General features: G+C 61.7%; 19 protein-coding genes, 1 pseudogene and 1 CRISPR repeat array. Of the genes and pseudogenes, 15 read left to right on the forward strand and 5 right to left on the reverse strand.

Annotated features, from left to right (window positions below; genetic code table 11):
* Positions 1 to 24 precede the first annotated feature (24 nt).
* From cas5c to ACWHY3_RS08015, 7 genes and pseudogenes are all read left to right on the forward strand, one after another.
* Positions 25 to 693, forward strand: coding sequence for a type I-C CRISPR-associated protein Cas5c (gene cas5c, locus ACWHY3_RS07985; RefSeq protein WP_087718752.1), 669 nt, complete (start codon positions 25 to 27; stop codon positions 691 to 693).
* Positions 690 to 2,489 (forward strand): type I-C CRISPR-associated protein Cas8c/Csd1, encoded by a 1,800-nt coding sequence (cas8c, locus tag ACWHY3_RS07990; protein WP_087718753.1) that lies wholly within the window; start codon positions 690 to 692, stop codon positions 2,487 to 2,489. The genes cas5c and cas8c overlap by 4 nt, the downstream gene beginning before the upstream one ends.
* Positions 2,486 to 3,367, forward strand: a complete 882-nt coding sequence (cas7c, locus tag ACWHY3_RS07995; RefSeq protein WP_087718754.1) for a type I-C CRISPR-associated protein Cas7/Csd2 — start codon at positions 2,486 to 2,488, stop codon at positions 3,365 to 3,367. The genes cas8c and cas7c overlap by 4 nt, the downstream gene beginning before the upstream one ends.
* 10 nt (positions 3,368 to 3,377) lie before the next feature.
* The gene (cas4, locus tag ACWHY3_RS08000) at positions 3,378 to 4,016 is read left to right on the forward strand and encodes a CRISPR-associated protein Cas4 (RefSeq protein WP_087718755.1); all 639 of its coding nucleotides are present in this window, start codon (positions 3,378 to 3,380) and stop codon (positions 4,014 to 4,016) included.
* Between the two features lie 6 nt (positions 4,017 to 4,022).
* The gene (cas1c, locus tag ACWHY3_RS08005; RefSeq protein WP_087718761.1) at positions 4,023 to 5,063 is read left to right on the forward strand and encodes a type I-C CRISPR-associated endonuclease Cas1c; all 1,041 of its coding nucleotides are present in this window, start codon (positions 4,023 to 4,025) and stop codon (positions 5,061 to 5,063) included.
* A 14-nt stretch (positions 5,064 to 5,077) separates the two neighbouring features.
* The gene (gene cas2, locus ACWHY3_RS08010; RefSeq protein ID WP_087718762.1) at positions 5,078 to 5,368 is read left to right on the forward strand and encodes a CRISPR-associated endonuclease Cas2; all 291 of its coding nucleotides are present in this window, start codon (positions 5,078 to 5,080) and stop codon (positions 5,366 to 5,368) included.
* Between the two features lie 188 nt (positions 5,369 to 5,556).
* A CRISPR array of direct repeats spans positions 5,557 to 7,281; the repeat unit is 33 nt; unit sequence GTCGCGGCCCGCACGGGTCGCGCGGATAGAAAC.
* Between the two features lie 111 nt (positions 7,282 to 7,392).
* A pseudogene (locus ACWHY3_RS08015) lies at positions 7,393 to 7,464 on the forward strand (HdaA/DnaA family protein); the annotation flags it as partial.
* A 6-nt stretch (positions 7,465 to 7,470) separates the two neighbouring features.
* Here ACWHY3_RS08015 and ACWHY3_RS08020 read toward each other — a convergent pair.
* Complete coding sequence (locus tag ACWHY3_RS08020; protein WP_303854151.1) at positions 7,471 to 8,484, reverse strand: LysR substrate-binding domain-containing protein; 1,014 nt, start codon at positions 8,482 to 8,484, stop codon at positions 7,471 to 7,473.
* 175 nt (positions 8,485 to 8,659) lie between these two features.
* Here ACWHY3_RS08020 and ACWHY3_RS08025 point away from each other — a divergent pair, with 175 nt between their 5' ends.
* The 3 genes from ACWHY3_RS08025 to ACWHY3_RS08035 all read left to right on the forward strand — a co-directional run bounded on the left by ACWHY3_RS08025 (position 8,660) and on the right by ACWHY3_RS08035 (position 13,540).
* Positions 8,660 to 9,886 carry an aldose epimerase family protein gene (locus ACWHY3_RS08025; RefSeq protein WP_332780194.1) on the forward strand — a complete coding sequence of 409 codons (1,227 nt, stop codon included), beginning with the start codon at positions 8,660 to 8,662 and terminating at the stop codon, positions 9,884 to 9,886.
* Between the two features lie 368 nt (positions 9,887 to 10,254).
* Positions 10,255 to 11,655 carry a GntP family permease gene (locus ACWHY3_RS08030; RefSeq protein ID WP_332780193.1) on the forward strand — a complete coding sequence of 467 codons (1,401 nt, stop codon included), beginning with the start codon at positions 10,255 to 10,257 and terminating at the stop codon, positions 11,653 to 11,655.
* 94 nt (positions 11,656 to 11,749) lie between these two features.
* Entirely contained in the window at positions 11,750 to 13,540 is a 1,791-nt protein-coding gene (locus ACWHY3_RS08035) for an IlvD/Edd family dehydratase (RefSeq protein WP_303854155.1), read from the forward strand.
* 179 nt (positions 13,541 to 13,719) lie between these two features.
* Here the strand turns inward: ACWHY3_RS08035 and ACWHY3_RS08040 are convergent, their stop codons facing one another.
* Positions 13,720 to 14,136, reverse strand: coding sequence for a secondary thiamine-phosphate synthase enzyme YjbQ (locus tag ACWHY3_RS08040; protein ID WP_303854157.1), 417 nt, complete (start codon positions 14,134 to 14,136; stop codon positions 13,720 to 13,722).
* Between the two features lie 283 nt (positions 14,137 to 14,419).
* Between ACWHY3_RS08040 and attM the strand changes: the two genes are divergently transcribed.
* The 3 genes from attM (at position 14,420) to ACWHY3_RS08055 (ending at position 17,925) form a co-directional block, all read left to right on the forward strand.
* The gene (attM, locus tag ACWHY3_RS08045; protein WP_087718768.1) at positions 14,420 to 15,205 is read left to right on the forward strand and encodes an AttM family quorum-quenching N-acyl homoserine lactonase; all 786 of its coding nucleotides are present in this window, start codon (positions 14,420 to 14,422) and stop codon (positions 15,203 to 15,205) included.
* 98 nt (positions 15,206 to 15,303) lie between these two features.
* Complete coding sequence (locus ACWHY3_RS08050; protein ID WP_332780247.1) at positions 15,304 to 16,431, forward strand: zinc-dependent alcohol dehydrogenase family protein; 1,128 nt, start codon at positions 15,304 to 15,306, stop codon at positions 16,429 to 16,431.
* 114 nt (positions 16,432 to 16,545) lie between these two features.
* The gene (locus ACWHY3_RS08055) at positions 16,546 to 17,925 is read left to right on the forward strand and encodes a class II fumarate hydratase (RefSeq protein ID WP_448127980.1); all 1,380 of its coding nucleotides are present in this window, start codon (positions 16,546 to 16,548) and stop codon (positions 17,923 to 17,925) included.
* A gap of 123 nt (positions 17,926 to 18,048) precedes the next feature.
* On the opposite strand, the gene ACWHY3_RS08060 is transcribed toward ACWHY3_RS08055, so the two are convergent.
* The 3 genes from ACWHY3_RS08060 to ACWHY3_RS08070 form a co-directional block, all read right to left on the reverse strand.
* The gene (locus ACWHY3_RS08060) at positions 18,049 to 19,125 is read right to left on the reverse strand and encodes an endonuclease/exonuclease/phosphatase family protein (protein ID WP_332780245.1); all 1,077 of its coding nucleotides are present in this window, start codon (positions 19,123 to 19,125) and stop codon (positions 18,049 to 18,051) included.
* A 183-nt stretch (positions 19,126 to 19,308) separates the two neighbouring features.
* Complete coding sequence (gene glpD / locus ACWHY3_RS08065) at positions 19,309 to 20,835, reverse strand: glycerol-3-phosphate dehydrogenase (RefSeq protein ID WP_448127981.1); 1,527 nt, start codon at positions 20,833 to 20,835, stop codon at positions 19,309 to 19,311.
* Between the two features lie 191 nt (positions 20,836 to 21,026).
* A complete protein-coding gene (locus ACWHY3_RS08070) occupies positions 21,027 to 21,833 on the reverse strand; it encodes a DeoR/GlpR family transcriptional regulator (RefSeq protein WP_332780243.1) in 807 nt (268 codons plus the stop codon).
* Positions 21,834 to 22,145: 312 nt separating this feature from the next.
* On the opposite strand from ACWHY3_RS08070, the gene glpK reads away from it, so the two are divergent.
* Together glpK and ACWHY3_RS08080 are read left to right on the forward strand one after the other, a co-directional pair.
* Positions 22,146 to 23,651, forward strand: a complete 1,506-nt coding sequence (glpK, locus tag ACWHY3_RS08075; RefSeq protein WP_332780242.1) for a glycerol kinase GlpK — start codon at positions 22,146 to 22,148, stop codon at positions 23,649 to 23,651.
* Positions 23,648 to 24,376 carry an MIP/aquaporin family protein gene (locus tag ACWHY3_RS08080; protein ID WP_332780241.1) on the forward strand — a complete coding sequence of 243 codons (729 nt, stop codon included), beginning with the start codon at positions 23,648 to 23,650 and terminating at the stop codon, positions 24,374 to 24,376. Before glpK ends, ACWHY3_RS08080 begins: the two co-directional genes overlap by 4 nt.
* Positions 24,377 to 24,543: the final 167 nt, after the last annotated feature.

Consider the following 24,543-nt stretch of genomic DNA (forward strand, 5'->3'; position numbering starts at 1 on the left):
AGAGAACACAACAAGGAGCGGCGCATGAGTTTTGGCGTTCGGCTACATATCTGGGGGGAGCGGGCCTGCTTTACCCGGCCAGAGATGAAGGTAGAAAGAGTCTCCTATGACGTGATTACGCCTTCGGCGGCGCGTGGCATTCTGGAGGCCATCCACTGGAAGCCGGCGATTCGCTGGTGTATCGATCGTATTCATGTACTGAAGCCGATTCGCTTCGAATCGATCCGCCGCAACGAAGTAGCCGGTAAATTATCGGCAGGCACGGTGTCCAAGGCGATGAAGGCGGGTCGTGTCGATGATGTCAATTATTTCGTCGATCAGAACCGCCAGCAGCGCGCCGCGACCATTCTGCGTGATGTCGGCTACGTGATCGAAGCGCACTTCGAGTTCACGTCCCGCGCCGACGACAGCGACACACCCGGCAAGCATCTCGATATCTTCAATCGTCGCGCCCGCCAGGGGCAGTGCTTTCACATGCCGTGCCTGGGCACCCGGGAGTTTCCGGCCGCCTTCGAGTTGGTCGAGTCCGATGAGCAGGTGCCGGCGGCAGACGATGATCTGAGTGGCGAGCGCGATCTTGGTTTCATGCTCCATGACATCGACTTCGCCAACGGCAAGACGCCGCGCTTCTTTCGCGCCAGGATGAAGGACGGCGTGATCGAGGTGCCGCCATTTGCGGAGGCGCTGGCATGATTCTCTCCGCACTCAACGACTACTATCGGCGTCTCGCGGCTCAGGACAAGGTGCCGGTACCCGGCTTCAGCAGCGAGAAGGTCAGCTATGCGCTGGTATTTTCAAGTGACGGTGAGCCGGTTGCCATTGATGATTTGCGCGATACGTCAGGAAAGAAACCAAGGCCAAGATCGAAGCAAGTACCGGTCGACAAGCGTCGCACTTCCGGGATTCATGCCTATCCACTATGGGACAAGACCGCCTATGCGCTGGGCGTGACCGCGAGTGAAGGAAAGCGGCTGGCGGATGAACACGCCGCGTTCAAGATGCGTCAGGTAGCACTGTTCGCTGGCAGTGATGACCCTGAATTACAGGCTTTCCTGGCACTGCTCGACCAATGGTTGCCAGAGAGATTGGCCACGCTTCCCGGCTATAGCGAAGAGGTGCTGGATACCAATATCGTGTTTCGTCTCGATGGGCAGCAGCACTATCTGCATGAAAACCTGTCGGCATGTAGCCTTTGGCGGGATGCGCTGGACAGCGATGAAGGTACAGCCGGTCAGTGTCTGATTACCGGTGAGACGGCTCCACTAGGCACCGATCATCCGGCCATTCGCGGCGTGAGAGGTGCTCAGTCATCTGGTGCCTCGCTCGTCTCCTTCAACAGCGACGCCTACAATTCCTACGGCCACAAGGGGCAGGACAATGCCTCGATCTCGAAATCGGCCATCTTTGGTTACTCCACGGCACTCAACTATCTGCTTCGTGGCGATAGCGACAACCATCAGTGCCTCTCGATCGGTGACGCTACTGTAGTGTTCTGGGCCGAGGCCAGCGATGCGGCGCATGCCGAGGCCGCCGAAGGCTTCTTCGCCATGCTCAACGAGCCACCGAATGACGAACAGGAAGCCGCGCGACTCAAGACGTTGCTGGATGGCATCGCCCAGGGCCGTCCGCTAGCCTCGTTCGACCCCGCACTTGAAGATGATACCCGCTTCTTCGTGCTCGGGCTGGCGCCTAATGCTGCGCGATTATCGATCCGCTTCTGGTGTGTCAATCGCCTAGACCAACTGGCTCGCCATTATGCCGATCATCACCGTGATCTACAGCTGGAGCCCGCACCCTGGAAGGGAATCGGCCCGGCCATGTGGCGGCTTTTGTATGCCACCGCGCCCAGTCGCGATGGTAAAGCGAAGGCCGAGGATATTCCGCCCCAACTCGCCGGTGAGCTGGCTCGTGCCATTCTCACCGGTAGCCGCTATCCGCGTGCGCTGCTGAGCAACGTCATCATGCGTCTGCGTAACGACGGTGATATCAGCGGCATTCGCGTGGCGCTCTGCAAGGCCGTGCTTGCGCGCGAAGCGCGACTCGCGGCGCGTTCGAATTTCCATGCTCAGGAGGTGCCCGTGAGTCTCGATCGACAATCCACCCATCCCGGTTATTTGCTTGGACGACTGTTCGCCGAACTTGAAAGCGCCCAGCGTGGCGCCCTCGGCGACCAGGTCAATGCCACCATCCGTGACCGCTACTACGGCGCGGCGTCGGCGACGCCGGCCAGCGTCTTCCCGATGCTGCTGCGTAATGCCCAGAACCATCTGTCAAATATGCGCAAGAAGGACAAGGGCGGGCTGGCCTATAGAATCGAGCAAGAGATCAGCACCATTATCGATGGTCTCGGCGATACCTTTCCCAGACACCTCAAGATCGAAGATCAAGGGCGGTTCGCTATCGGTTATTACCATCAGTCACAGGCGCGTTTCGCCAAGCGCGACAGTGCAATGACACCAGAAGAATCCACGCAGGGAGAAGACGCATGACCGCCATCGCCAACCGTTATGAATTCGTGCTGCTGTTCGACGTTACCAATGGCAATCCCAATGGTGATCCTGATGCCGGCAACCTGCCCCGGCTTGATCCGGAAACCAATCAGGGGCTGGTCACCGATGTTTGCCTCAAGCGCAAGATTCGCAACTACGTCGCGTTGGAAAAGGAAGACGACGCCGGTTATGCCATCTACATGCAGGAAAAATCGGTCCTGAATGATCAACATCAAAAAGCCTATGACGCTTTAAAAATTGATGTAGAAAAGGGGAAATTGCCGAAGGATGAAGAAAAAGCACGTTCTCTTACTGCATGGATGTGCCAGAACTTCTTCGATGTGCGCACCTTCGGCGCGGTGATGACTACCGGGGTCAACTCCGGCCAGGTACGTGGTCCGGTACAGATGGCCTTTGCCAGTTCGATCGATCCGGTGGTGCCAATGGAGGTGTCAATCACGCGGATGGCGGTTACCACCAGAGCGGAAGCCGAAAAGCAGCACGGCGATAATCGCACCATGGGCCGCAAGCACATCATTCCCTATGGGCTTTATCGTGCTCACGGCTATGTGTCGGCGAAGCTCTCCGAGCGCACCGGCTTTTCCGAAGACGATCTCGAACTGCTGTGGCGCGCCCTGATCAACATGTTCGAGCATGACCGCTCCGCGGCGCGTGGCGAGATGTCGGCGCGCAAGCTGATCGTCTTCAAGCACGACCACCCGATGGGCAATGCGCCGGCGCATCGGCTGTTCGACAGCGTGAAAGTCGAGCGGGTCGAAGGCGAAGCCGATACCCCCGCGCGGCATTACGGCGATTACCGGGTCACGGTCGATGCCGAAGCACTACCGGCCGGGGTCAGCGTCGAAGAGCGCCTGTAGGCCAGCGGGAATGGAGGACGAGGTCCGCCTGATCCCGCTCTCGGCGTTGCAGCACTATCTATATTGCCCGCGCCAGTGTGCGTTGATCCATATCGAACAACAGTGGGCGGAGAACCGCTACACCGCCGAGGGACGCATCTTGCATGAACGCGCCGACCGTCTCGGCCACGAGCGTCGGCGCGGCGTACATACCGCCATGGCGCTACCGCTGGCCAGTGAGCGGTGGGGATTGACCGGTATTGCTGACGTGGTCGAGTTCGATGAGCGAGAAGCGCAGACCATCGTCCGACCCATCGAGTACAAACGCGGGCGGCCCAAGGCGCATCGCGCCGACGAAGTGCAGCTCTGCGCCCAGGCGCTTTGTCTGGAAGAGATGTTGAACGTGGAAATCGAACACGGCGCACTTTTTTACGGCAAGACGCGGCGGCGCAAGGACGTGCCTTTCGACAAGACGTTGCGGGCGTTGACGTTGGATGTGATCGCCAGCACCCGTGCGCTGTTCGATAACAACCGCACGCCGCCCGCGGTATACGAGGCCAAACGCTGCGACCGTTGCTCGCTGATCGACGCCTGCCAGCCGCAGATAATGGGCAAGCAGCGCTCGGCGAGCCGCTGGCTGGCGCGTCAGTTGCAATCACTGGATGAGTAGAATCCGATGCGCCGTCAGCTCAATACGCTTTACATCACTACCGAAGGTGCCTGGCTCAGGAAGGACGGCGCCAACATCGTCATGGAAGTGGAAGGCAAGGAGCGCGCCCGCCTGCCGATTCACATGCTCGAATCGCTGGTCTGTTTCGGTCGAGTGCTGGTCTCACCGCCGCTGATGGGATTCTGTGCCGAGCGGGGCGTGACCATCACCCATCTCACACCTTACGGTAAATTTCTGGCGCGCATCGAGGGGCCCGTGTCGGGCAACGTGCTGCTGCGCCGCGCGCAATATCGCGTGAGCGATGACGAAACCGGCTGTGCCGCCATCGTGTGTGGCGTGCTGATCGGCAAGGTGCATAACCAGCGCGCCGTGTTATCGCGTGGCCTGCGCGACTACGGTGCCAAGCTGCCGGAAGAGGAAAAGGCGCGGCTTGAAGGGGAGCGCTCGCGCATGAGCCGGATTGCACGCGACCTGCTGATCGAACCCGCCACAGACAGGCTGCGTGGATTGGAAGGGGAGGCGGCGCAGCGCTATTTCAGCGTGTTCGATCTATTGATTCGTCATGAGAGCGACGCGTTTCGCTTTACGGGGCGTAATCGCCGTCCGCCGCGTGACTGCACCAATGCGCTGCTTTCGTTTCTCTATACGCTGCTGACTCACGACTGCCGCTCGGCGCTGGAGAGCGTCGGCCTCGACCCGGCGGTCGGCTTTCTGCATCGCGATCGGCCCGGGCGATCCAGCCTTGCCCTCGATCTCGCCGAGGAGTTCCGGCCGCTGCTGGGAGACCGCCTGGCGCTGTCGCTGATCAATCGACGTCAGCTACGGGAAAAGGACTTCATCATTGCCGAAAGTGGTGGCGTCACCTTGACGGAAGAGGCCCGTAAGACGGTGCTGACCGCCTATCAGGAACGCAAGCGTGAAGAGCTCAATCACGCCTTCATTGGCGAGAAGGCGCCGATCGGCATGTTGCCTTTTCTTCAGGCGCAGCTATTGGCGCGTCATCTGCGCGGCGATCTCGATGCCTATCCGCCCTTTCTCTGGAAATAGATCGGGAGTTCTTCATGCTGGTACTGGTCAGCTACGATGTCAGCGTTACCTCTGAGGGCGGCCCACGCCGGCTAAGACGAGTGGCGAAAGCCTGCCGTGATTTCGGGCAGCGTGTACAGTTCTCCGTCTTTGAAATCGAAGTCGAACCGGACCAGTGGGCTCGACTGCGACAGAGCCTGATCGACTTGATCGATGAAGAGGTCGATAGTCTGCGTTTCTATTTTCTCGGACGTAACTGGCAGAAGCGTATCGAACATGTTGGCGCCAAGCCGGCGCTGGATATGAATGGTCCCCTCGTGTTCTGAAAGATTTTTCCTCTGCGAACCTCAAGTGTCCCTCTCTTTCCCGCCAGGTTCGCAGCTCTTTAACAAGTTGATTCAAGAGCAATCGAACGCTTTACGTGGTTAACGGCGCTCCATAGGCTGCATATCAAGTAAGGGTTCGCTGATGTACAGCGATTTTGTTTTATCGTTCAATGAGTTATAAACGAGCAGTCGCGGCCCGCACGGGTCGCGCGGATAGAAACCATCAGTTCGCGGAGGGTGAATTCCGCGCAGTCGGTGTCGCGGCCCGCACGGGTCGCGCGGATAGAAACCCGATCGGTGACGCTGTAGCGGTGCTGGTCGCCGTGTCGCGGCCCGCACGGGTCGCGCGGATAGAAACTCTAACGGGGACAGCTGGCAGGGCATCATCCAGTCGTCGCGGCCCGCACGGGTCGCGCGGATAGAAACGCCGAGCTCAAGGCGCTGCGCCTGATCGTCGACGGGTCGCGGCCCGCACGGGTCGCGCGGATAGAAACGAGAGCAAAAAACCGGCGATCTCGCCGCCGCACTGGTCGCGGCCCGCACGGGTCGCGCGGATAGAAACATCATCGCGCGGCCGGTTGTGCCGGCCTGGCTGGTCGCGGCCCGCACGGGTCGCGCGGATAGAAACGAACACGTCACCGCCGGGGCTATGGATGTGCAGGTGTCGCGGCCCGCACGGGTCGCGCGGATAGAAACGCGGCCGGGGTCGATCCACGGCATGACCGGACCGGTCGCGGCCCGCACGGGTCGCGCGGATAGAAACAAAGAGTGTGGTCTGGGTAAGCTGCTGCTCGAGGGTCGCGGCCCGCACGGGTCGCGCGGATAGAAACTCCGTTGCGCTGCGCATAAAGCCATCAATACGCGAGTCGCGGCCCGCACGGGTCGCGCGGATAGAAACTGCTCGAGCGTTTCGGTCTTGCTGCGGGCGCCGGGTCGCGGCCCGCACGGGTCGCGCGGATAGAAACGAGGCCGGTATAAGCGACGAGGGCATCGATCAGGTGTCGCGGCCCGCACGGGTCGCGCGGATAGAAACAAGGTCAACGGCGAAGACCGCCTCGCCGCCCGCCGGGTCGCGGCCCGCACGGGTCGCGCGGATAGAAACTCCGTTATCGCTTGGCGCGAAATAGATCGTCTGGCGTCGCGGCCCGCACGGGTCGCGCGGATAGAAACGAAGAGCTCTACTCGAAGCTCGACAAGACGCCGCGGTCGCGGCCCGCACGGGTCGCGCGGATAGAAACAACGACATGGTGACAAGCAACATTGCGTTGGTTGGTCGCGGCCCGCACGGGTCGCGCGGATAGAAACGTTGCCGCCGATGTCGCTGCATCACTCGGCTATCGTCGCGGCCCGCACGGGCCGCGCGGATAGAAACATCGATCCCTCAATGACCATGGCCGGAACGCCTGTCGCGGCCTGCACGGGCCGCGCGGATAGAAACGGTGGCATAGGTGTTGCGCAGATCCTTGAGCTTGTCGTCGCGGCCTGCACGGGCCGCGCGGATAGAAACTATTCCAGCTCCGAGCCGATGCGGCACAACAAGGGGTCGCGGCCTGCACGGGCCGCGCGGATAGAAACATGATCCAGCGCCCGGAAATGCTGGGCTGCATGGTCGCGGCCTGCACGGGCCGCGCGGATAGAAACAGCGACTCGATGGCACGCTCAATATCGAGCCGGGCGTCGCGGCCTGCACGGGCCGCGCGGATAGAAACTACGATCTGGCTCGCCGCGTGCTGGTCGACTCCGATGTCGCGGCCTGCACGGGCCGCGCGGATAGAAACACAAGTGGGCCGGCACCGTGCGCCCGGCGAAGATCGTCGCGGCCTGCACGGGCCGCGCGGATAGAAACGTAGGCGTGATAAGCGGCGTTTGGCATGTCAGTCGTCGCGGCCTGCACGGGCCGCGCGGATAGAAACAGCACGCCCAGCGGCTTAGGTGCAGACTGGACGGGTCGCGCGGATAGAAACTCTGGCACGCCAGTCGCCTACACGCGCCAGGGCGCAGGTCGCGGCCCGCACGGGTCGCGGCTCGATCGCGCCTCGCTGTCGGCCAAGCGCAAATTGACCATCCCCTTCGTCAAGCAGGCGCTGGAGTGGTGAGCCGGCTCATAGCGTGACGTCGCGGTAGCGAGCCGATGCGGCGCTCGCCTGGCCGGATTCATGCGCCCGACGCTCGCGGATCATCTGGTGCAGCGTGCTCATCAACTTGGCTGCGCCGGGCGACATGCGGCGTTCGCGCAGGCTGATCAGACCGAAAGGCTGCACGCTGAGCGCATCGGTAGACGGCAGAATCGCGAAGCGCGGCTGGGTGCAGAGCAGATCCGCAACCTCGCGTGTCGTGACCGTGATCGAATCCGACTTGTCGACCATGGCTAGTGCCATGTAAATATCCGGCGTGTTGATGATGCGTTGGGGTGGCGCCACCTTGTGATGCAGAAACAGATGCTCGACACGCTGCCGCATCAGCGCCCCCGGAGGCTGGAGTACCCACGGGAAGTCCAGCATCGAGGCCAGGTCGAAGTCGTCTTCCCTCGCGAGCGGGTGGCCGGCACGACACACGAAGCACAACGCTTCCTCGCCAATCTCCTCGAACACGAAATCCCCCGCCGGCATGCCGCCGGGAATGCGGGCAATGGCGAAATCGAACTCGCCGTCGCGCAGTCTCGGTACCAGGTTACGGCTGACGCCGACGTCGATATTGACCTCGAGATGAGGGCTGTCGCGATGGACGCGTTCGACCGCGCTGGCCAGTAGCGTCACCGCCGGTGCCAGAACCGTGCCGATCGACACTGTCCCTGCATTGCCTTCGTTGAGCGCGTTGATCTCGTCACCGGCCTGGGCCAGCGAGGTCAACATGCCGCGGGCATGCCGGATCAGGCTCTCTCCATACCAGTTGGGCGTGACGCCCCGCGAATGCCGGTCGAAGAGCGAAACGCCGAGCATGTGTTCGAGTTCTCCCAGCAGCTTGGAGGCCGCCGGCTGGCTCATGCCCAGACGTTCCGCGGCCCGGTGGAGGTTGCGGTAGTCGTCCAGGGCCACGAACAGCTGAAGATGGCGAAACTTGAGCCTCACGCGCAGGAACCAGTCCGGGGGCAGCAGATCGAGAGGCTGGGATTTCATGACGCTTTTCCGATGACGGGTTCGACGTTGGAATGAGGCATGGCGTGAAGTTCTCGAATAGTCAGATGGTGACGACCAGTCTACGGTGTAAACGAACGACGGCGATAATGGACCGGCCCGAGCATCAACGAATGATATCCAGAAGCGTCATGCCGAAACGAAACAGGAGCTTGCGATGACACGCCATGTCCTTTCCCTTTCCCGATGTGTAGGCATCGGTCTGTTCGGACTGATGATCGGCCAGGCCTTTTTACAAGCCCAGGCACAGACGATGCCGATGAATTCGCCATCCTCCGGTGCCTTGCCGCCGGGCATCGAGCGTTCGGTCTTCGGCCGGTTGCCGGATGGTCGCGAGGTCGACTGCTACAGAATCACCAACGACAACGGGATCGAGATGCGGGTCATCAACTACGGCGGCATCATCGTGTCGCTGAAGACGCCCGATCGGCACGGGAAGATGAATGACATTGTGCTGGGCTTCGATTCGCTCGACGATTATCTCTCCGACACCTACCGTCGAGCCAACCCCTACTTTGGTGCCTTGATCGGGCGCTACGGCAACCGTATCGCCAACGGCCGTTTCACGCTCGATGGCGAGACCTACACGCTGCCGACCAACGATGGAGCCAACACGCTGCACGGTGGCGATACGGGATTCGATCAGCGCCTGTGGCATGCCGAGCCCTTCTCGTCTTCGGAGGGCCGAGGTCTGGTGCTCACCTACACGAGCGATGACGGCGAGCAGGGGTTCCCGGGGCAGCTCTCGACGCGAGTCAGCTACACGCTGACCGACGACAACGAACTGGCGATCGATTACCGGGCAAGGACAACTCGCGCGACGCCGGTCAATCTGACCCAGCACAGCTACTTCAATCTGCAAGGCGAGGGGAGCGGCAGCATTCTGGATCACCGGGTGATGATCAATGCGAGCGCGTACACGCCGGTGAGTGAAACCTTGATTCCCACCGGCGACATCGCCGATGTCAGCGGTACGCCGTTCGATTTCCGTCAGCCAACCGCCATCGGCGCGCGCCTGGGGCAGAAGAATACCCAGCTCGCCTACGCCGGAGGCTATGACCACAACTTCGTGCTGAGCAAGAATCCCGGGCAGGGTGACCGGCCAGCGCTGGCAGCCAGAGTAATCGAGCCGAACAGCGGCCGGGTGCTCGAGGTTTCCACCACGGAACCAGGGATGCAGTTCTACTCGGGCAATTCCCTCGATGGCAGCCTCGTGGGCAAAAGCGGTCGCCCTTATACCGAGCGTTCCGGGCTGGCACTGGAAACGCAGCACTTTCCCGATTCGCCCAATCGGCCGAACTTCCCCACGACGATCCTGAAGCCCGACGAAACGTATCACTCGCAGACTGTCTATCGCTTCTCGACAACGCAGGCGATGCCGTAACTCGCTAGCATCGGTCGCTGGCGTACGGGGCATGCAGACCGCCGCTAAACGTTTTCCCCCGTTCTGACTAGATACCTGATGGGGCGTGATTCTGTCGCTCGCGGTCATGTTCGATCGCTGGAAGCAGACTCGCCGAGCCGGTGGCTGACGAGTCCCGGCATGCAACCTGCAACTTTGGTCGCGTCGAAACCACAAGCTTGTATGACGAACACGTGTTCTTACGCTTGATGCGGCCCATCCAATAACCATATTGATATCGATTTTACCGACTTTTGGTATTTCATGGTTATTGATGCTTGGCGCTACTGTGGCCGCATCCCACGGCGAGCAGGACAAGTCGACGCCGTGGCAGTCGTCAGGAGAACGCCATGCAAGACACGACACAAGCGGCCGCCGGTCTATCCACGCTGGGGTTGATGGGTATCGCCGCTGCGGCTATCGCCATTTTGTTGGTTTTGATCATTCGAGTGCGTCTGCATCCCTTTTTTGCGCTGGTCATCGTCAGTATCGGTACGGCACTGGCGACCGGCATCACGGTGGCCGATCTGCTACCGACATTGCTGGGCGGCTTTGGCAAGACGCTGGGCAATGTGGCGCTGTTGATCGGCTTCGGGGCGGTGCTGGGGCGCCTGGTTGCCGTTTCCGGCGGGGCGCGAGTGCTGGCCGACACGCTGATCAGTTTGTTCGGCCGCAAGCGGGCGCCGCTGGGTCTGTCGATCGCCTGCCTGCTGTTCGGCTTTCCGATCTTTCTGGATGCCGCCTTCGTGGTCATGCTGCCGGTGATCTACTCGGTCGCCCGTGAGCTCAAGGCGTCGCTGCTGCTGTACGGGCTGCCGGCCGCGGGTGCGTTCCTGGTCATGCACGCCCTGATGCCACCGCATCCCGGCCCGGTCGCGGCGGCGGTCTTCCTGCACGCAGACATCGGCCAGGTGCTGTTCGTCGCGCTGCTGGTCGGATTGCCGACCTGGTACGTGATGGGCTATCGGCTGTCGCTGATACTGGCCAAGCGGTCGCCGTTCCAGCCGGTGCCGAACTTCATGGGGGCGGAGAGCGAGGAGATCCCGCCCGAGAAGCGCCCGGCGTTCGGCACGGTACTGCTGGTGCTGTTGCTGCCGCTGGTCCTGATCTTCCTCAACACGGGGCTGTCGACGCTGGGTCAGAGCGGCGTGATCGATGGCGACAACCCGCTGGTTTCCGCGCTGATGGTGATCGGCGAGACACCCATCGCGCTGCTGATCAGTACTTGTATTGCCATGTGGCTGCTGGTCATTCGTGCCAGTGAACGCGGGGCAATGGATTCCATCAACGAGATCGTCGAACAGGCGCTCTCCCCGGTCTGCAGCATCATCCTGATCACTGGTGCCGGCGGCATGTTCGGTGGCGTGCTGACGGCCAGCGGCATCGGCGACGCGCTGGCGGACAGCCTCCAGGCGTTCGGGCTGCCGGTGATTCTGGCCGGTTACGTGATCGCGTCGGTGATCCGGATCGCCCAGGGTTCGGCCACGGTGGCCGGTACCACGGCGGCGGGGATCATGGCGCCGGTGGTGCTGGGAGATCCCACGCTTGCCGGATTGCCGGCGGCTTGCATTACCGTCGCGATCGTCGCCGGTGCCATTGGCTATTCCCACGTCAACGACTCCGGATTCTGGCTGGTCGGGCGCTTCCTCGGTGTCGACACCAAGACCATGCTCAAGACATGGACGGTGATCTCCATCGGTATTTCGCTGATGGCCTTTGGCTTGGCGTGGTTGGTGTTTTCCTTGCTGTGATTCTTGATGACACGCGTTGATAGCACCGGTTGATGAACACCCTTGATGATGGCCCTGACCGCCACCGCACTGACGGTGGCTCGAGGAGAGAAAAATGAGCGATTCATCGGACAAGTCCCAAAAACCGTCCCAAAAAACAGAATCCCAGAAGAAGCGCCAGCTGCGCTCTGCCCAGTGGTTCGGTAGCGCCGACAAGAACGGCTTCATGTACCGCAGCTGGATGAAGAATCAGGGCATTCCGGATCACGAATTTCAGGGCAAGCCGATCATCGGCATCTGCAATACCTGGTCAGAACTGACCCCGTGCAATGCGCACTTTCGCAAGCTCGCCGAGCACGTCAAGAAGGGCGTGCTCGAAGCCGGCGGCTACCCGGTCGAGTTTCCGGTGTTCTCTAATGGCGAGTCCAACCTGCGGCCGACGGCGATGTTCACCCGCAATCTCGCCAGCATGGATGTCGAGGAGGCCATTCGCGGCAATCCGATGGATGCCGTGGTGCTGCTGGTGGGTTGTGACAAGACGACACCGGCGCTGTTGATGGGCGCGGCGAGCTGCGATATCCCGACGATCGTGGTAACCGGTGGGCCGATGCTCAACGGCAAGCACGAAGGCAAGGATATCGGTTCCGGCACCGTGGTCTGGAAGCTCTCGGAAGAGGTCAAGGCCGGCAAGATCTCGATCCACGATTTCATGGCTGCCGAGGCCGGCATGTCGCGCTCCGCCGGTACCTGCAACACCATGGGCACGGCGTCGACCATGGCGTGCATGGCCGAATCGCTGGGCGTTTCCCTGCCGCACAACGCGGCGATTCCGGCGGTGGATTCCCGTCGCTACGTACTCGCGCACCTCTCCGGCAACCGCATCGTCGAGATGGTCGACGAGGATCTGAAGCTGTCGAAGGTGCTGACCCGCGAGGCGTTCGAGAACGCGATTCGAACCAACGCGGCGATTGGCGGCTCGACCAACGCGGTCATCCACCTGAAGGCGATCGCCGGGCGCATCGGCGTCGATCTGCCGCTGGACGACTGGACCCGTATCGGTCGCGGTACGCCGACCATTGTCGACCTGCAGCCCTCCGGGCGCTTTCTGATGGAAGAGTTCTATTACGCCGGCGGTCTACCCGCGGTGCTGCGTCGGCTGGGCGAGGCCGATCGCCTGCCGCACAAGGACGCGCTAACCGTCAACGGCAAGACGCTATGGGAAAACGTGCAGGACGCGCCACACTACAACGACGAAGTGATCCGGCCGCTGGACAATCCGCTGCGTGAAGATGGCGGCATCTGCATTCTGCGCGGCAATCTGGCGCCCAATGGCGCGGTGCTCAAGCCCTCGGCGGCCAGCCCCGAGCTGATGAAGCATCGCGGCCGGGCGGTGGTGTTCGAGAATTTCGACGACTACAAGGCGCGGATCAACGACCCGAACCTGGAAGTCGAGGTCAACGACATTCTGGTCCTGAAACACTGCGGCCCGCGCGGGTATCACGGTATGGCTGAAGTCGGCAACATGGGCTTGCCGCCCAAGATCCTGGAACAGGGTATCACCGACATGGTTCGCATCTCGGATGCCCGCATGAGTGGTACGGCCTACGGCACGGTGGTCCTGCATGTGGCGCCAGAAGCCGCGGCTGGCGGCCCGCTCGCGGCGGTCCACAACGGCGACTGGATCTCGATGGATTGCGACAGCGGCGCGCTCAATCTCGAGGTCGACGACGCCGAGATCGCCCGGCGGCTGGCGGAAGCCGATCCCATGGCGGCATCGAACCAGATCGCCACGACCGGCGGCTACCGCCAGCTCTATATCGAACGTGTGCTGCAGGCGGACGAGGGCTGCGATTTCGACTTCCTGCGCGGTTGCCGGGGTGCCGAGGTGCCGCGCCATTCGCATTGAAATATCGCTTGATAAGCGACTGCGCTCGATCAGGCTGTGTTAAAAATCGGCTTAGAATGCTCATTTACACCCCGTAAACTCCGCTTCTTCGCCGATTTTTGCCTTGCCTGATCTTCGCTCGCCAGCTTTTCAAACGATATCACTACGATTATTTGAAAGGAGCGTAATGACTCGGTTGATTACTCGCCCATCAATGTGGCGGTGATCTTCCGGGCACCGCCATGCTCGCGATGTTCGCCCAGCCAGATGCCTTGCCAGGTGCCGGTGAGCAGGCGTCCTTTGTCGACCGCGAGGGTCAGTTCGGCGCCGAACAGGCTGGCCAGTACGTGGGCGGGCATGTCCGGGCCTTCGAGCGTATGCCGCATGCCGGGCAGGTTTTCCGGTGCCAGCTTGCTGGCGAACAGCGCCATGTCGTGCCGCACGTCGGGGTCGGCATTCTCGTTGAGCGTCAGTGATGCGGAGGTATGCATCAGCTGCAGATGCAGAAGCCCGGTGCGGATGTCGTGCATGCCGGAAAGCGCGCCGAGAATCTCGTCGGTGACCAGATGAAAGCCGCGCGAACGGGGTTTGAGCGAGAACTGTTGACGATGCCACATGGAGTTGGCTCCTTGGTAACGTTGGTGTGGATGCGCTCGATGACCATTTCATCGACGTTTCGTAAAAATGGCGCTGATCTGTGAGACCAAAGTTTGACTGGTCAGCCGAGAATGGGCGTGCCTATACTGGCTGCGTTGGCAGCTCCATCGTCGCTGCAAGATCGACGGACGAGACATTCGCTCCCCCTTGACGGTAAAGGGTTCGCCGTGGCTTTGAAAGGGATGGCGATGTCGTCACGCCAGATGGGTTCTATCCGAAATTGCCCGTTTCAGGAGGGATGTCATGGCCGCTCCACGTCTCTATATGTTCCAGACAGGAACGCTGAAGTGTCGTGTGTGCAACATCAAGATGAACGCGGGACTGGATGATTACGAGATCCCCGTTCCCTGGTATCTGATCACTCATCCCAAGGGCAACGTGGTCATCGACGGCGGGTGCGCGGTCGAATGCGCGAGCGATCCGAAGGGATACTGGGGCGATATCACTTCTGTCTACTGGCCGGTCATGCGGGAAGAAGAGGGCTGCGTCCAGGCCTTGAAGGCGTTCGGGATCGAACCCGCCGACGTTCGCTATGTTCTGCACAGCCATCTGCATCTGGACCACACCGGTGCCACCGGGCGCTTCCCGAATGCCATCCATATCGTGCGACGCTGCGAATACGAGTATGCGATGGCGCCGGATTGGTTTTCGGCGGGTGGCTACATTCGTGCGGATTTCGATCGGCCCGACGTGAAATGGCATCTGCTGGAAGACCACGACGATGGCTACGATGTCTTCGGCGACGACACGATCCGGTTCATCTTCACGCCTGGGCACGCGCCGGGACATTCCAGTTTCCTGCTTCGCTTGCCGGAAACCGGGCCGGTGCTGCTGGCCGTGGATGCTGCCTATACCACCGATCATTGGGACGAAAAGGCTCTGCCGGGCTTTCTGGCCTCGACCGTCGATGCGGTGCGCTCCGTTCGAAAACTGCATGCCCTGGCGGAAAAGACCGGTGCGCTGGTGGTGACCGGACACGATCCCGAGGCATGGCCAACCTTCCGTCACGCCCCGGAATACTACGCTTGATCGGCGAGGCGACCGATCGATACATCCATTGCATGACAGTGCCCGTCGACCGGCGTCGATGGTAGGCGCTACTGATCGCGTATCACTGGAGAGCTTGTATGAAAATTCGTGCCGCCGTGATTCATGAAATGAAGAGGCCTCGCCCGTATCGGGAGTCGCTGCCGATGTCGGTCGAGGAGGTCGAGCTGGATGGGCCAGGGCCGGGGGAGGTGCTGGTCAAGATGCGTGCCGCCGGTCTGTGTCATTCGGATCTTTCCACGATCAATGGCGATCGTCCGCGCCCGTTGCCCATGGTCCTGGGCCACGAGGCGGCCGGTGAAGTCGCCGAAGTCGGCGAGGGTGTGACCGATCTCGCCCCCGGCGACCACGTGGTGTTCTCCTTTGCGCCCAGTTGTGGCACGTGTTCGTCGTGTCTTTCCGGGCGGGCAGCGCTGTGCAAGCCCGGTGCGGCAGCCAACACCGCCGGGCATCTGCTGGGTGGCGGGATGCGTCTGCACAAGAATGGCCAGAAGATCTATCACCATATCGGCGTTTCCGGTTTTGCCGAGTACACGGTGGCGTCGCGCCGCTCCCTGACCCGGATCGATCCGGACCTGCCTTTCCATATCGCGGCGCTGTTCGGATGCGCCGTGCTGACAGGCGTCGGTGCGCTGGTGCATACGGCGGGACTGCGGTTGGGCCAGTCGGTGCTGGTCGTCGGCTTGGGCGGCGTCGGTCTGGCGGCGGTCATGGGTGCCGTCGGTGGCGGCGCGCGGCAGGTGATTGCGGCCGATATCGCGCCGGAAAAGCTGGAAACCGCCAAGGCGATGGGTGCCACGCATATCATCAACAGCGGCGATCAGGATGCGGTGGAGCAGGTGCGCGAGATTAGCGGCGGTGGGGTGGACATCGCGGCCGAGTTCGCGGGTGTGTCCAAGGCGTTGGAGTTCGCCTACGAGTCCACCGCCCGTGGCGGCACGACCGTCACTTCCGGGTTGCCGCATCCCGACGTGCGATTCGCCATCAGCCCGACGCGCATGGTGGCCGAGGAGCGCACGCTCAAGGGCTCCTACCTGGGCGGTCACGTGCCGTCGCTGGACGTGCCCGAATACATCGCGCTCTACCAGTCCGGCCGCCTGCCGGTGGATCGGCTGCTGACGCACCGGTTGAAACTCGACGAGATCAACCTCGGTTTCGACCGTCTGGCGAGTGGCGAGGCGATACGTCAGATCATCGATTTCGATTGAGCCTCGAACCGGACGGGGCATGCTCCGGCTGCTAGTCTTGAATGAGTCTCGAAGGCGTAGTCCGACGTTCGGGCTGCGCCTTTGCATTTCATCCGTCATCGATAGGAGAAGGTCATGGCTCAGACACGAGTCGAGCGCGATAGCATGGGCGAACTGGACGTTCCGGAGAGCGCGCTCTACGGCGCTCAAACGCAGCGTGCGGTGAACAATTTTCCGGTCAGTGGTCAGCCGTTGCCACCGGCATTCATCGCGGCGGTGGCCCGTATCAAGCGTGCTGCGGCGCAGGTCAATCAGGAGCTGGGGCTGCTGGACGAAGCCCGAGCCAGAGCTATCGTGGCCGCGGCCGACGAGATCATCGACGGCAAGCATCCCGACCAGTTCCCGGTCGATGTGTTCCAGACGGGGTCGGGCACCTCGACCAACATGAACGTCAACGAGGTGATCTCTCACCTCGCGAGCCGTGACGGGCTCGAAGTCGGCCCCAACGATCATGTCAACATGGGGCAGTCGAGCAACGACGTGATTCCCACGGCCATCCATCTGGCGGCGGCGATTCAGGTTCGTGAGCGCCTGCTGCCGGCACTCGGCTACCTGCGCTCGGTCATCGATGACAAGGCGAAAGACGTCGACGACGTGGTCAAGACCGGACGCACGCATCTGATGGACGCTATGCCGGTGCGCTTGAGCCAGGAGCTGGGCGGCTGGTCCAGCCAGGTCGCTCAGGCAATCGAGCGACTGGAAGACGGGTTGAAACGCATCACTCGCCTGGCCCTGGGCGGTACGGCGGTCGGCACCGGGGTCAATGCGCATCCCGAGTTCGCCGACAAGGTGGCGCAGCGTCTGGCCAGCGATACCCATCTCGATTTCCGCCCCAACGACAGCTTCTTTGCCAGCCTGGCGTCGCAGGACGCGGCGGTGGAGCTTTCGGGGCATCTCAAGACCTACGCCGTCGCGGTGATGAAGATCGCCAACGATCTGCGCTGGATGAACTCCGGCCCGCTGGCCGGTCTGGGGGAGATCGAGCTGGAGGCGCTGCAGCCGGGCAGTTCGATCATGCCGGGCAAGGTCAACCCGGTGATTCCCGAATCCGCCGCCCAGGTTGCGGCACAGGTCATCGGTAACGATGCGGCGATCACCGTCGGCGGGCAAAGCGGCAACTTCCAGCTCAACGTCATGTTGCCGCTGATCGCGCACAACCTGCTGGGGTCGATCACGCTGCTGACCAACGTCAGCCGCCTGCTGGCAGACCGCGCCATCGCCACGTTCAACGTGCGTCGCGACAACATCGTGAGCCCGCTGTCCCGCAACCCGATTCTGGTGACGGCGCTCAATTCGGTGATCGGTTACAACGCGGCAGCGGCGGTGGCCAAGAAAGCCTATCAGGCAGGGCGGCCGATCATTGATGTCGCCGAGGAAGAGACCGATCTCTCCCGTGAGGAGCTGGAGCGTCTGCTCGATCCCGCCAAACTGACCGAAGGGGGAATTCCGGAGTAACGACTTCGAATGGATTCCTTCTCCGAACGTCGTTATTCCGACGTTCCCGGCCGAAAGCAAGACGACAACGCCACCCGTTCGGGTGGCGTTGTCGTCTGTAAGACTATCGCTGCGGAGACGGCCTCAAACCGGCGCTTCGCCACGCCGTTCCTGAGCCTCTTCGATGGTGTCCGCAGCCTCTTCGCGCTCCTCCATGTCGGCCTTTTCGGACTCGTTCTCGTCGGCGCGAGAAGGGTTGTGACATAGCGTGACCAGAATCGGGAAATGGTCCGACCCGATCTCGGACAACCGCTGCATATGAACGAGCGTGAAATGCTCGGTCACGAATACATGATCCAGTGGCCAGCGCAGCAGGGGATACTTGGCATGGAAGGTGCTATACCGGCCGCGGCCCCGTCGCAGATCGAGCATGCCGCTGATCTTGCAGAACAGTTTGGTCGTGGGTGACCACGCCACGTCGTTGAGATCGCCAGCAACGATGGTCGGGCAGTTGTTCTTGGCAATCGTCTGGCCGACCAGCAGCAATTCGGCATCTCGCCATAATGATTCGTCGCTTTCCGAGGGTGCGGGCGGCCGCGGGTGCAGCGCGTGGAAGCGAATGCGCTTACCGCTCCTGAGTTTGACCCAGGCATGAATCGAGGGGATGTCGTCCTGGATCAGCCACTGGACCTCGACGTCTTCCAGCGATAGCCGGGAATAGAGGTGCATGCCGTAAAGATTGTCGAGAGGAATGCGCACGGCTTCCGGCATCGCTTCGCCAATGGCGGCATCCAGCTGATCTCCCCACCACTGGTCGGATTCCAGGGTCAGCAGAATATCGGGCTGGTGCTTCTCGACGAGAGCGATCAGTTTGTCGGCCTGGCGATTGGGCGTCAGCACGTTGGAGATGAGCAGCTTGAGCTCGCCCTCCGGCTCGTGCGACTTGGCCTTGACCACGGTGCGCCGAGCCAAAGGCGTCCATGGGTAGATTCGCACCCACTGAATGGCGGCGGCGACCCCGCTGGCGGCGATCCCGGCCCAGTGCCACCAGGCATCGGGATGAAAAGCGAGCTGAACCAGTGCCAGTACGGTGGCGACGATGGCGATCTGGAGCAGCGGGAAATCGAAACTGCGAACACTCCAGTGACGGATCCGCATGTAGGGCGCCATGGTGATCAGCAGGACGAGGCAGCCGAGACCGGTAAGAAGAAGTTGCAGCAACTGGTGGTTCCTTGTGTCGGGATAGGACGCCGTGTTCGGCCAAGGTTAACAGAAACATGACCGGCACCCACGGCCAGTATGGCCTGGCGACGATTCCCGACAGAGCGAAATTCGTGAGACTTTAGAAGGGGTTGGCCAGGAACTTCACAGTCATCTTGCCCGGGCCGCGTTCATGAACCTGGCTCATGAAACCTTGGAAAGAACCCCCTGATTGGCGATGGCCGGATGCTGCTCCAGGTAGTGCGTCAGCGCCTGTTGTTCATCCTGGGTCAAACGTAGCCCCAGCTTGCTGCGACGCCACAGAATATCCTCTCTGCCATGTGCCCATTCGTGTTCGATCAGGTAGTCGACCTCGGCGCGCGTCAAGCCGCCGCCAAAATGCTGGCCGAGGTCTTCCTGGCTCTGTTTGCCTTCCAGGAAATTCAGGCACAGCGTGCCGTAACTGGAGCCAAAGCGTTCGGCACGCTCCCGGCCGAGGAACGGATACTCGCGCAGCAACTGTGTGACGAATGCCTGACGCGATTCGATATCCCCGCCAGGGAGTCGAGCGTCGGCCGTCCAGGCTTGCCCCATGTGCGGCAGCAGCGGTTGCAGTTTGTGCATGGCCGCTTCGGCAAGCTTGCGATAGGTGGTGATCTTGCCGCCGAAGATCGACAGCATCGGGGCACCGTGCTTGTCGAGATCGAGCGTGTAATCGCGCGTCATGGCGGAGGGGTTTTCCGACTCGTCATCGCACAGCGGGCGGACGCCGGCATAGGTCGAGATGACATCCGCTCGGCTCAGCTTCCTGACGAAGTGCGCGTTGAGTACATCGAGCAGATAGTCGATCTCTTCGTCGTTGATGCTGACCTTGGCCGGGTCGCCCTGGTAGCGGCGATCGGTCGTGCCGATCAGGCTGAAACGCTGCTGGTAGGGGAGCACGAAAACGATGCGACCATCCTGGTTCTGAAGAATGTAGGCCCGATCGTCGTCGTTGAGTCGCGGCACGATCAGGTGGCTGCCCTGAATCATGCGAATGCCGTAACGCGAATCACGCTTGGCATTGCCTTTGACGAAGGATTCCACCCAGGGGCCGGCGGCGTTGACCAGCACCTTGCCCCGATGCTCGTGGCGTTCGCCGGTGTCCCGGTCTTCGAGGCTGACCACCCAGTGCCCCGATTCCTCGCGAGCCTCGGTGCAGCGGGTGCGAACCCGGATGTCCGCGCCTTTTTCCTGCGCCTGCAGCGCATTGAGGACCACCAGCCGGGCATCATCCACCCAGCAGTCTGAGTATTCGAACCCGCGCTTGATCGTCGGCACCAGCGGGCTCTCGCTGCCGAAGCGCAGGCTCCTGGCGTTGGGCAGGCTGTCCCGGTGGCTCAGGTGATCGTAGAGGAACAGCCCGGTACGAATCATCCAGCCCGGACGCAGATGGGGCTGGTGCGGAAGGATGAAACGTAGCGGCCAGACGATGTGAGGCGCCTTGCGCAGCATGACTTCGCGCTCCCTCAGCGCCTCGCGAACGAGGCGGAATTCCCGATGCTCGAGATAGCGAAGGCCGCCATGGATCAGCTTGCTGCTGGCGGAGGAGGTCGCACTGGCCAGATCGGCCTGTTCGCACAGGAGCACGGAAAGGCCTCTTCCGGCGGCGTCGTTGGCGATGCCAGTACCGTTGATGCCACCTCCGACAACGATGAGATCGTAAACGTGGTGCTCTGTCGTTGAGGCCATGCCGTCCTCCGGAAAGGTGAGGGAGTTGGATATGTTCGATTGCGAAAATAGTTTAATCACTTTCGAACATCAATAGCGGCAAGGTGTTTTCATAGACCAATTGGGGAGGGGAAGCGCAGTCGTCGGGGCTATATGGCAAAACGACAAAGCCGGCACGAGGCCGGCTTTATCGACAGAAAAGGGTAAAGATTTCAGCCGGAATAGGCCGTGACGGCTTCCCTGTCGGCGGGGACCGACGGGTCGGCGACGTAAAGCGCGACGTCATGCTCGCGCATCAGACGACACAGCATCTCCGGGGGTTGGCGGTCGGTGAAGAAGGCGTTGATCTGGCTGAGATTGCCCTGGCGTACCACGGCGTTGCGATGGAACTTCGAGTGATCCGCTGCCAGGAAGACCTGGCGGGAGTTGCGCAGGATGGCCTGCGCCACGCGGACTTCCTGGTAGTCGAACTCCAGCAATGAGCCATCGCCATCGATGCCGCTGATCCCGATGATGCCGTAGTCCACCTTGAACTGGTTGATGAAATCGATGGTGGCCTCGCCGATGATGCCGCCGTCGCGAGAGCGAACCTGGCCGCCGGCGACGATGACGTTGAAGTCGGTCTTGTGCTGCAGAATGGCGGCCACGTTGAGGTTGTTGGTAATGACTTCGAGCCCGCTGTGCTGGCATAGCGCCTCGGCGATGAATTCGTTGCTGGTCCCGATGTTGATGAACAGCGACGAAGAATCGGGAATATGTCTGGCCAGCATCTCGGCGATACGGCGCTTGGCGTCCAGGTTCAACGTCTTGCGGGTGTGATAGGCGGTGTTGACCGTGCTCGACTCGAGCCCGGCGCCGCCGTGGACGCGCTTGATGACACCTTCTTCCGCCAGTTGATTGAGATCCCGGCGCACCGTCTGGGGCGTGACATCGAAGTCTCTCGCGAGTTGTTCGATCGACGCATAGCCCTGGCGCTTGACCAGTTCGACGATGGCTGCGTGACGTTCCTGCTGTGTCATGTTGGTTCCCTGCCGCGGCCCAATGGCTATTCTGGAAAGAGTTGATTGGCTCTACAAAGTGTTTCTAGAAGGCGTTTCTAGAAAGAGTGGGTTGGCGCCAGTTTACCAAAGCCGGCCGCATTGCCGTCGCTTCGGATAAGGCCGCGGCGCCTCGCACTGGTTCGACCATGGTCTAAGTGTTGGAAAGCGAATTCATATTGTTGTCAATCGAAAATAAAAATAGGGTTGATAGCCTGAAAACGAACCTTCCGGTGTAGCGATTCCGATCATGGGTTGCGTTCCGGCTGAACGTGACCAGCAAGGAGTGAAACGATGGCCTCATATATTCTGTCTATCGATCAGGGGACGACGAGCTCCCGGGCGATACTGTTCGACCGCCAGGGTCAGGTCGCGGGCGTGGCTCAGGAAGAGTTCGCGCAGCATTTTCCGCATGACGGCTGGGTCGAGCACCATACCGACGACATCTGGCAGTCGGTGTTGCGAACCTCTCGTCAGGTGATGCAGAACCTGGGCGTTTCCTCCAGCGACGTTGCCGGCATCGGGATCACCAACCAGCGCGAAACCACTGTGCTGTGGGATCGCAAGACGGGCGAAACGCTTCACAACGCCATCGTCTGGCAGGACCGACGCACCAGCAGCTATTGCCGGGAACTGATCCAGCAGGGCCACGAGAACTTCATCCAGGAGCGCACGGGGCTGCTGATCGACCCGTACTTCTCGGCGACCAAGCTTCGTTGGCTGCTGGACAACGTGGAAGGCGCCCGGGAGCGGGCCGAGCGTGGCGATCTGGCTTTCGGGACGGTCGACAGCTTCCTGCTGTGGAAGCTCACCGGCGGCAAGGTGCACGCCACCGATGCGACCAACGCTTGCCGTACCTGTCTGTTCAACATCCATACCCAGGCCTGGGATCAGGAGCTGCTCGATCTGTTCCAGATTCCGGCGTCGCTCATGCCCGAAGTGCTCGACTCCAGTACCGAGTTCGGCATCACCACGCCGGAATTGCTGGGCGGGCCGATCCCCATCGCGGGGATTGCCGGTGACCAGCAGGCCGCGCTGATCGGCCAGACGTGCTTTTCGCCCGGCATGTGCAAGAGCACCTACGGCACCGGCTGTTTCATGATCATGAATACCGGCGATACGCCGGAGGTTTCCAGAAACCGTCTTCTGACGACGGTGGCCTACCGCCTGAACGGCAAGCCAACCTACGCCATGGAAGGCAGCATTTTTGTGGCGGGTGCCACCGTGCAATGGATGCGGGACGGCCTCAAGCTTTTCGGAACGGCTTCCGAAACCGAAGCGCTGGCGCGCAAGACCCGGATGGGGCACGGCGTCTATCTCGTGCCCGCATTCACCGGTCTGGGCGCGCCGCATTGGGATCCGCAGGCGAGAGGAGCGATCTTCGGCCTGACGCGGGATACCGGTATCGCCGAGATCGTGGCGGCCGGGTTGCAGGCCGTCTGCTACCAGACGCGCGATCTGCAGGGTTGCATGGACGACGACATCGAGGCTCGCATCGACCGCCTGCGCGTGGACGGCGGCATGGTCAGCAACAATTGGGTCATGCAGTTCCTGGCGGACATGCTGGGCGTCCCGGTGGATCGGCCCACGATTCTGGAGACCACCGCGCTGGGCGCGGCCTATCTGGCCGGCCTGCAGGTCGGCTGGTATTCGAACCTCGAGGAGATCAGCGCGCTCTGGCGCTGCGAGCGCACCTTCGAACCGCAGATGACAGAAGCCGAGCGGGAACGGCTCTACAGCGGCTGGCTCGATGCCATATCCCGCGTGAAGTGTCGTGATCAGACGGGTGCGGAAGCATGATCTGGGAGGTCATGCGCGGCGAATTCCTCGGCACGATGTTCCTGATCGTGTTCGGCGGTGGTGTCGTCGCCAATGTCGTGCTCACCAACACCAAGGGTAACGGTTCGGGCTGGATCGTCATCGCGACGGGGTGGGGCTTTGCGGTCATGATCGGCGTCTTCGTGGCGATGGCCACCGGATCGCCGCAGGCCGATCTCAACCCCGCCGTTACCTTGTCCAAATGGATTCTGGGCATCCATCAGGGGGTCGAGCTGGTAGGCTCGATGATCGCCGCTCAGATGGCGGGCGCCTTCGCGGGGGCGATCGGCGTCTGGCTCGCCTATCTGCCTCACTGGCGGTGTACCGAGGATAGCGCGGTCAAGCGGGCGGTATTCTGTACCGATCCGGCGGTCTCGCACCGGACCGGCAACCTGCTCTGCGAGCTCATTGGTACGCTGGTGCTGATCTTCGGCATCGGCGCGATCGCCAGCTCCGGGACGATCAGCGACGGTCTGCTGCCTTATCTGGTCGGCATGCTGGTCTGGGCGATCGGGCTATCGCTGGGCGGGCCTACCGGATACGCGATCAATCCCGCAAGGGATCTGGGGCCGAGGTTGGCTCACGCCGTGCTGCCCATTCACGGCAAGGGGGACTCGGGCTGGCAGTATGCCTGGGTTCCCATCGTCGGGCCGCTGGCGGGCGCGGTGGTTGCCGCGCTGATGTGGCAGCGCCTGTTGCCGGTCTGATGACAGGTGCCAATGGGCAGCGGTATTCAGGCGATGCGACGTGGCATTGCGGTAGATGGCGCGTCGCTCGCCGGCCGAAAACGAATTGTCTCGACATGACAGGCAGTTGGCGAAAATTTTTTATGTGTAGAGGGTTGCATTCCGCGGCTGCCCGGGTAGAATTCGCA

Source organism: Salinicola sp. NYA28a (assembly GCF_976982775.1).

Coding starts and splice junctions, on each gene's coding strand:
- cas5c (WP_087718752.1), top strand. CDS start 25: ATGAGTTTTGGCGTTCGGCTACATATCTGGGGGGAGCGGGCCTGCTTT.
- cas8c (WP_087718753.1), top strand. CDS start 690: ATGATTCTCTCCGCACTCAACGACTACTATCGGCGTCTCGCGGCTCAG.
- cas7c (WP_087718754.1), top strand. CDS start 2,486: ATGACCGCCATCGCCAACCGTTATGAATTCGTGCTGCTGTTCGACGTT.
- cas4 (WP_087718755.1), top strand. CDS start 3,378: ATGGAGGACGAGGTCCGCCTGATCCCGCTCTCGGCGTTGCAGCACTAT.
- cas1c (WP_087718761.1), top strand. CDS start 4,023: ATGCGCCGTCAGCTCAATACGCTTTACATCACTACCGAAGGTGCCTGG.
- cas2 (WP_087718762.1), top strand. CDS start 5,078: ATGCTGGTACTGGTCAGCTACGATGTCAGCGTTACCTCTGAGGGCGGC.
- ACWHY3_RS08020 (WP_303854151.1), bottom strand. CDS start 8,484: ATGAAATCCCAGCCTCTCGATCTGCTGCCCCCGGACTGGTTCCTGCGC.
- ACWHY3_RS08025 (WP_332780194.1), top strand. CDS start 8,660: ATGACACGCCATGTCCTTTCCCTTTCCCGATGTGTAGGCATCGGTCTG.
- ACWHY3_RS08030 (WP_332780193.1), top strand. CDS start 10,255: ATGCAAGACACGACACAAGCGGCCGCCGGTCTATCCACGCTGGGGTTG.
- ACWHY3_RS08035 (WP_303854155.1), top strand. CDS start 11,750: ATGAGCGATTCATCGGACAAGTCCCAAAAACCGTCCCAAAAAACAGAA.
- ACWHY3_RS08040 (WP_303854157.1), bottom strand. CDS start 14,136: ATGTGGCATCGTCAACAGTTCTCGCTCAAACCCCGTTCGCGCGGCTTT.
- attM (WP_087718768.1), top strand. CDS start 14,420: ATGGCCGCTCCACGTCTCTATATGTTCCAGACAGGAACGCTGAAGTGT.
- ACWHY3_RS08050 (WP_332780247.1), top strand. CDS start 15,304: ATGAAAATTCGTGCCGCCGTGATTCATGAAATGAAGAGGCCTCGCCCG.
- ACWHY3_RS08055 (WP_448127980.1), top strand. CDS start 16,546: ATGGCTCAGACACGAGTCGAGCGCGATAGCATGGGCGAACTGGACGTT.
- glpD (WP_448127981.1), bottom strand. CDS start 20,835: ATGGCCTCAACGACAGAGCACCACGTTTACGATCTCATCGTTGTCGGA.
- ACWHY3_RS08070 (WP_332780243.1), bottom strand. CDS start 21,833: ATGACACAGCAGGAACGTCACGCAGCCATCGTCGAACTGGTCAAGCGC.
- glpK (WP_332780242.1), top strand. CDS start 22,146: ATGGCCTCATATATTCTGTCTATCGATCAGGGGACGACGAGCTCCCGG.
- ACWHY3_RS08080 (WP_332780241.1), top strand. CDS start 23,648: ATGATCTGGGAGGTCATGCGCGGCGAATTCCTCGGCACGATGTTCCTG.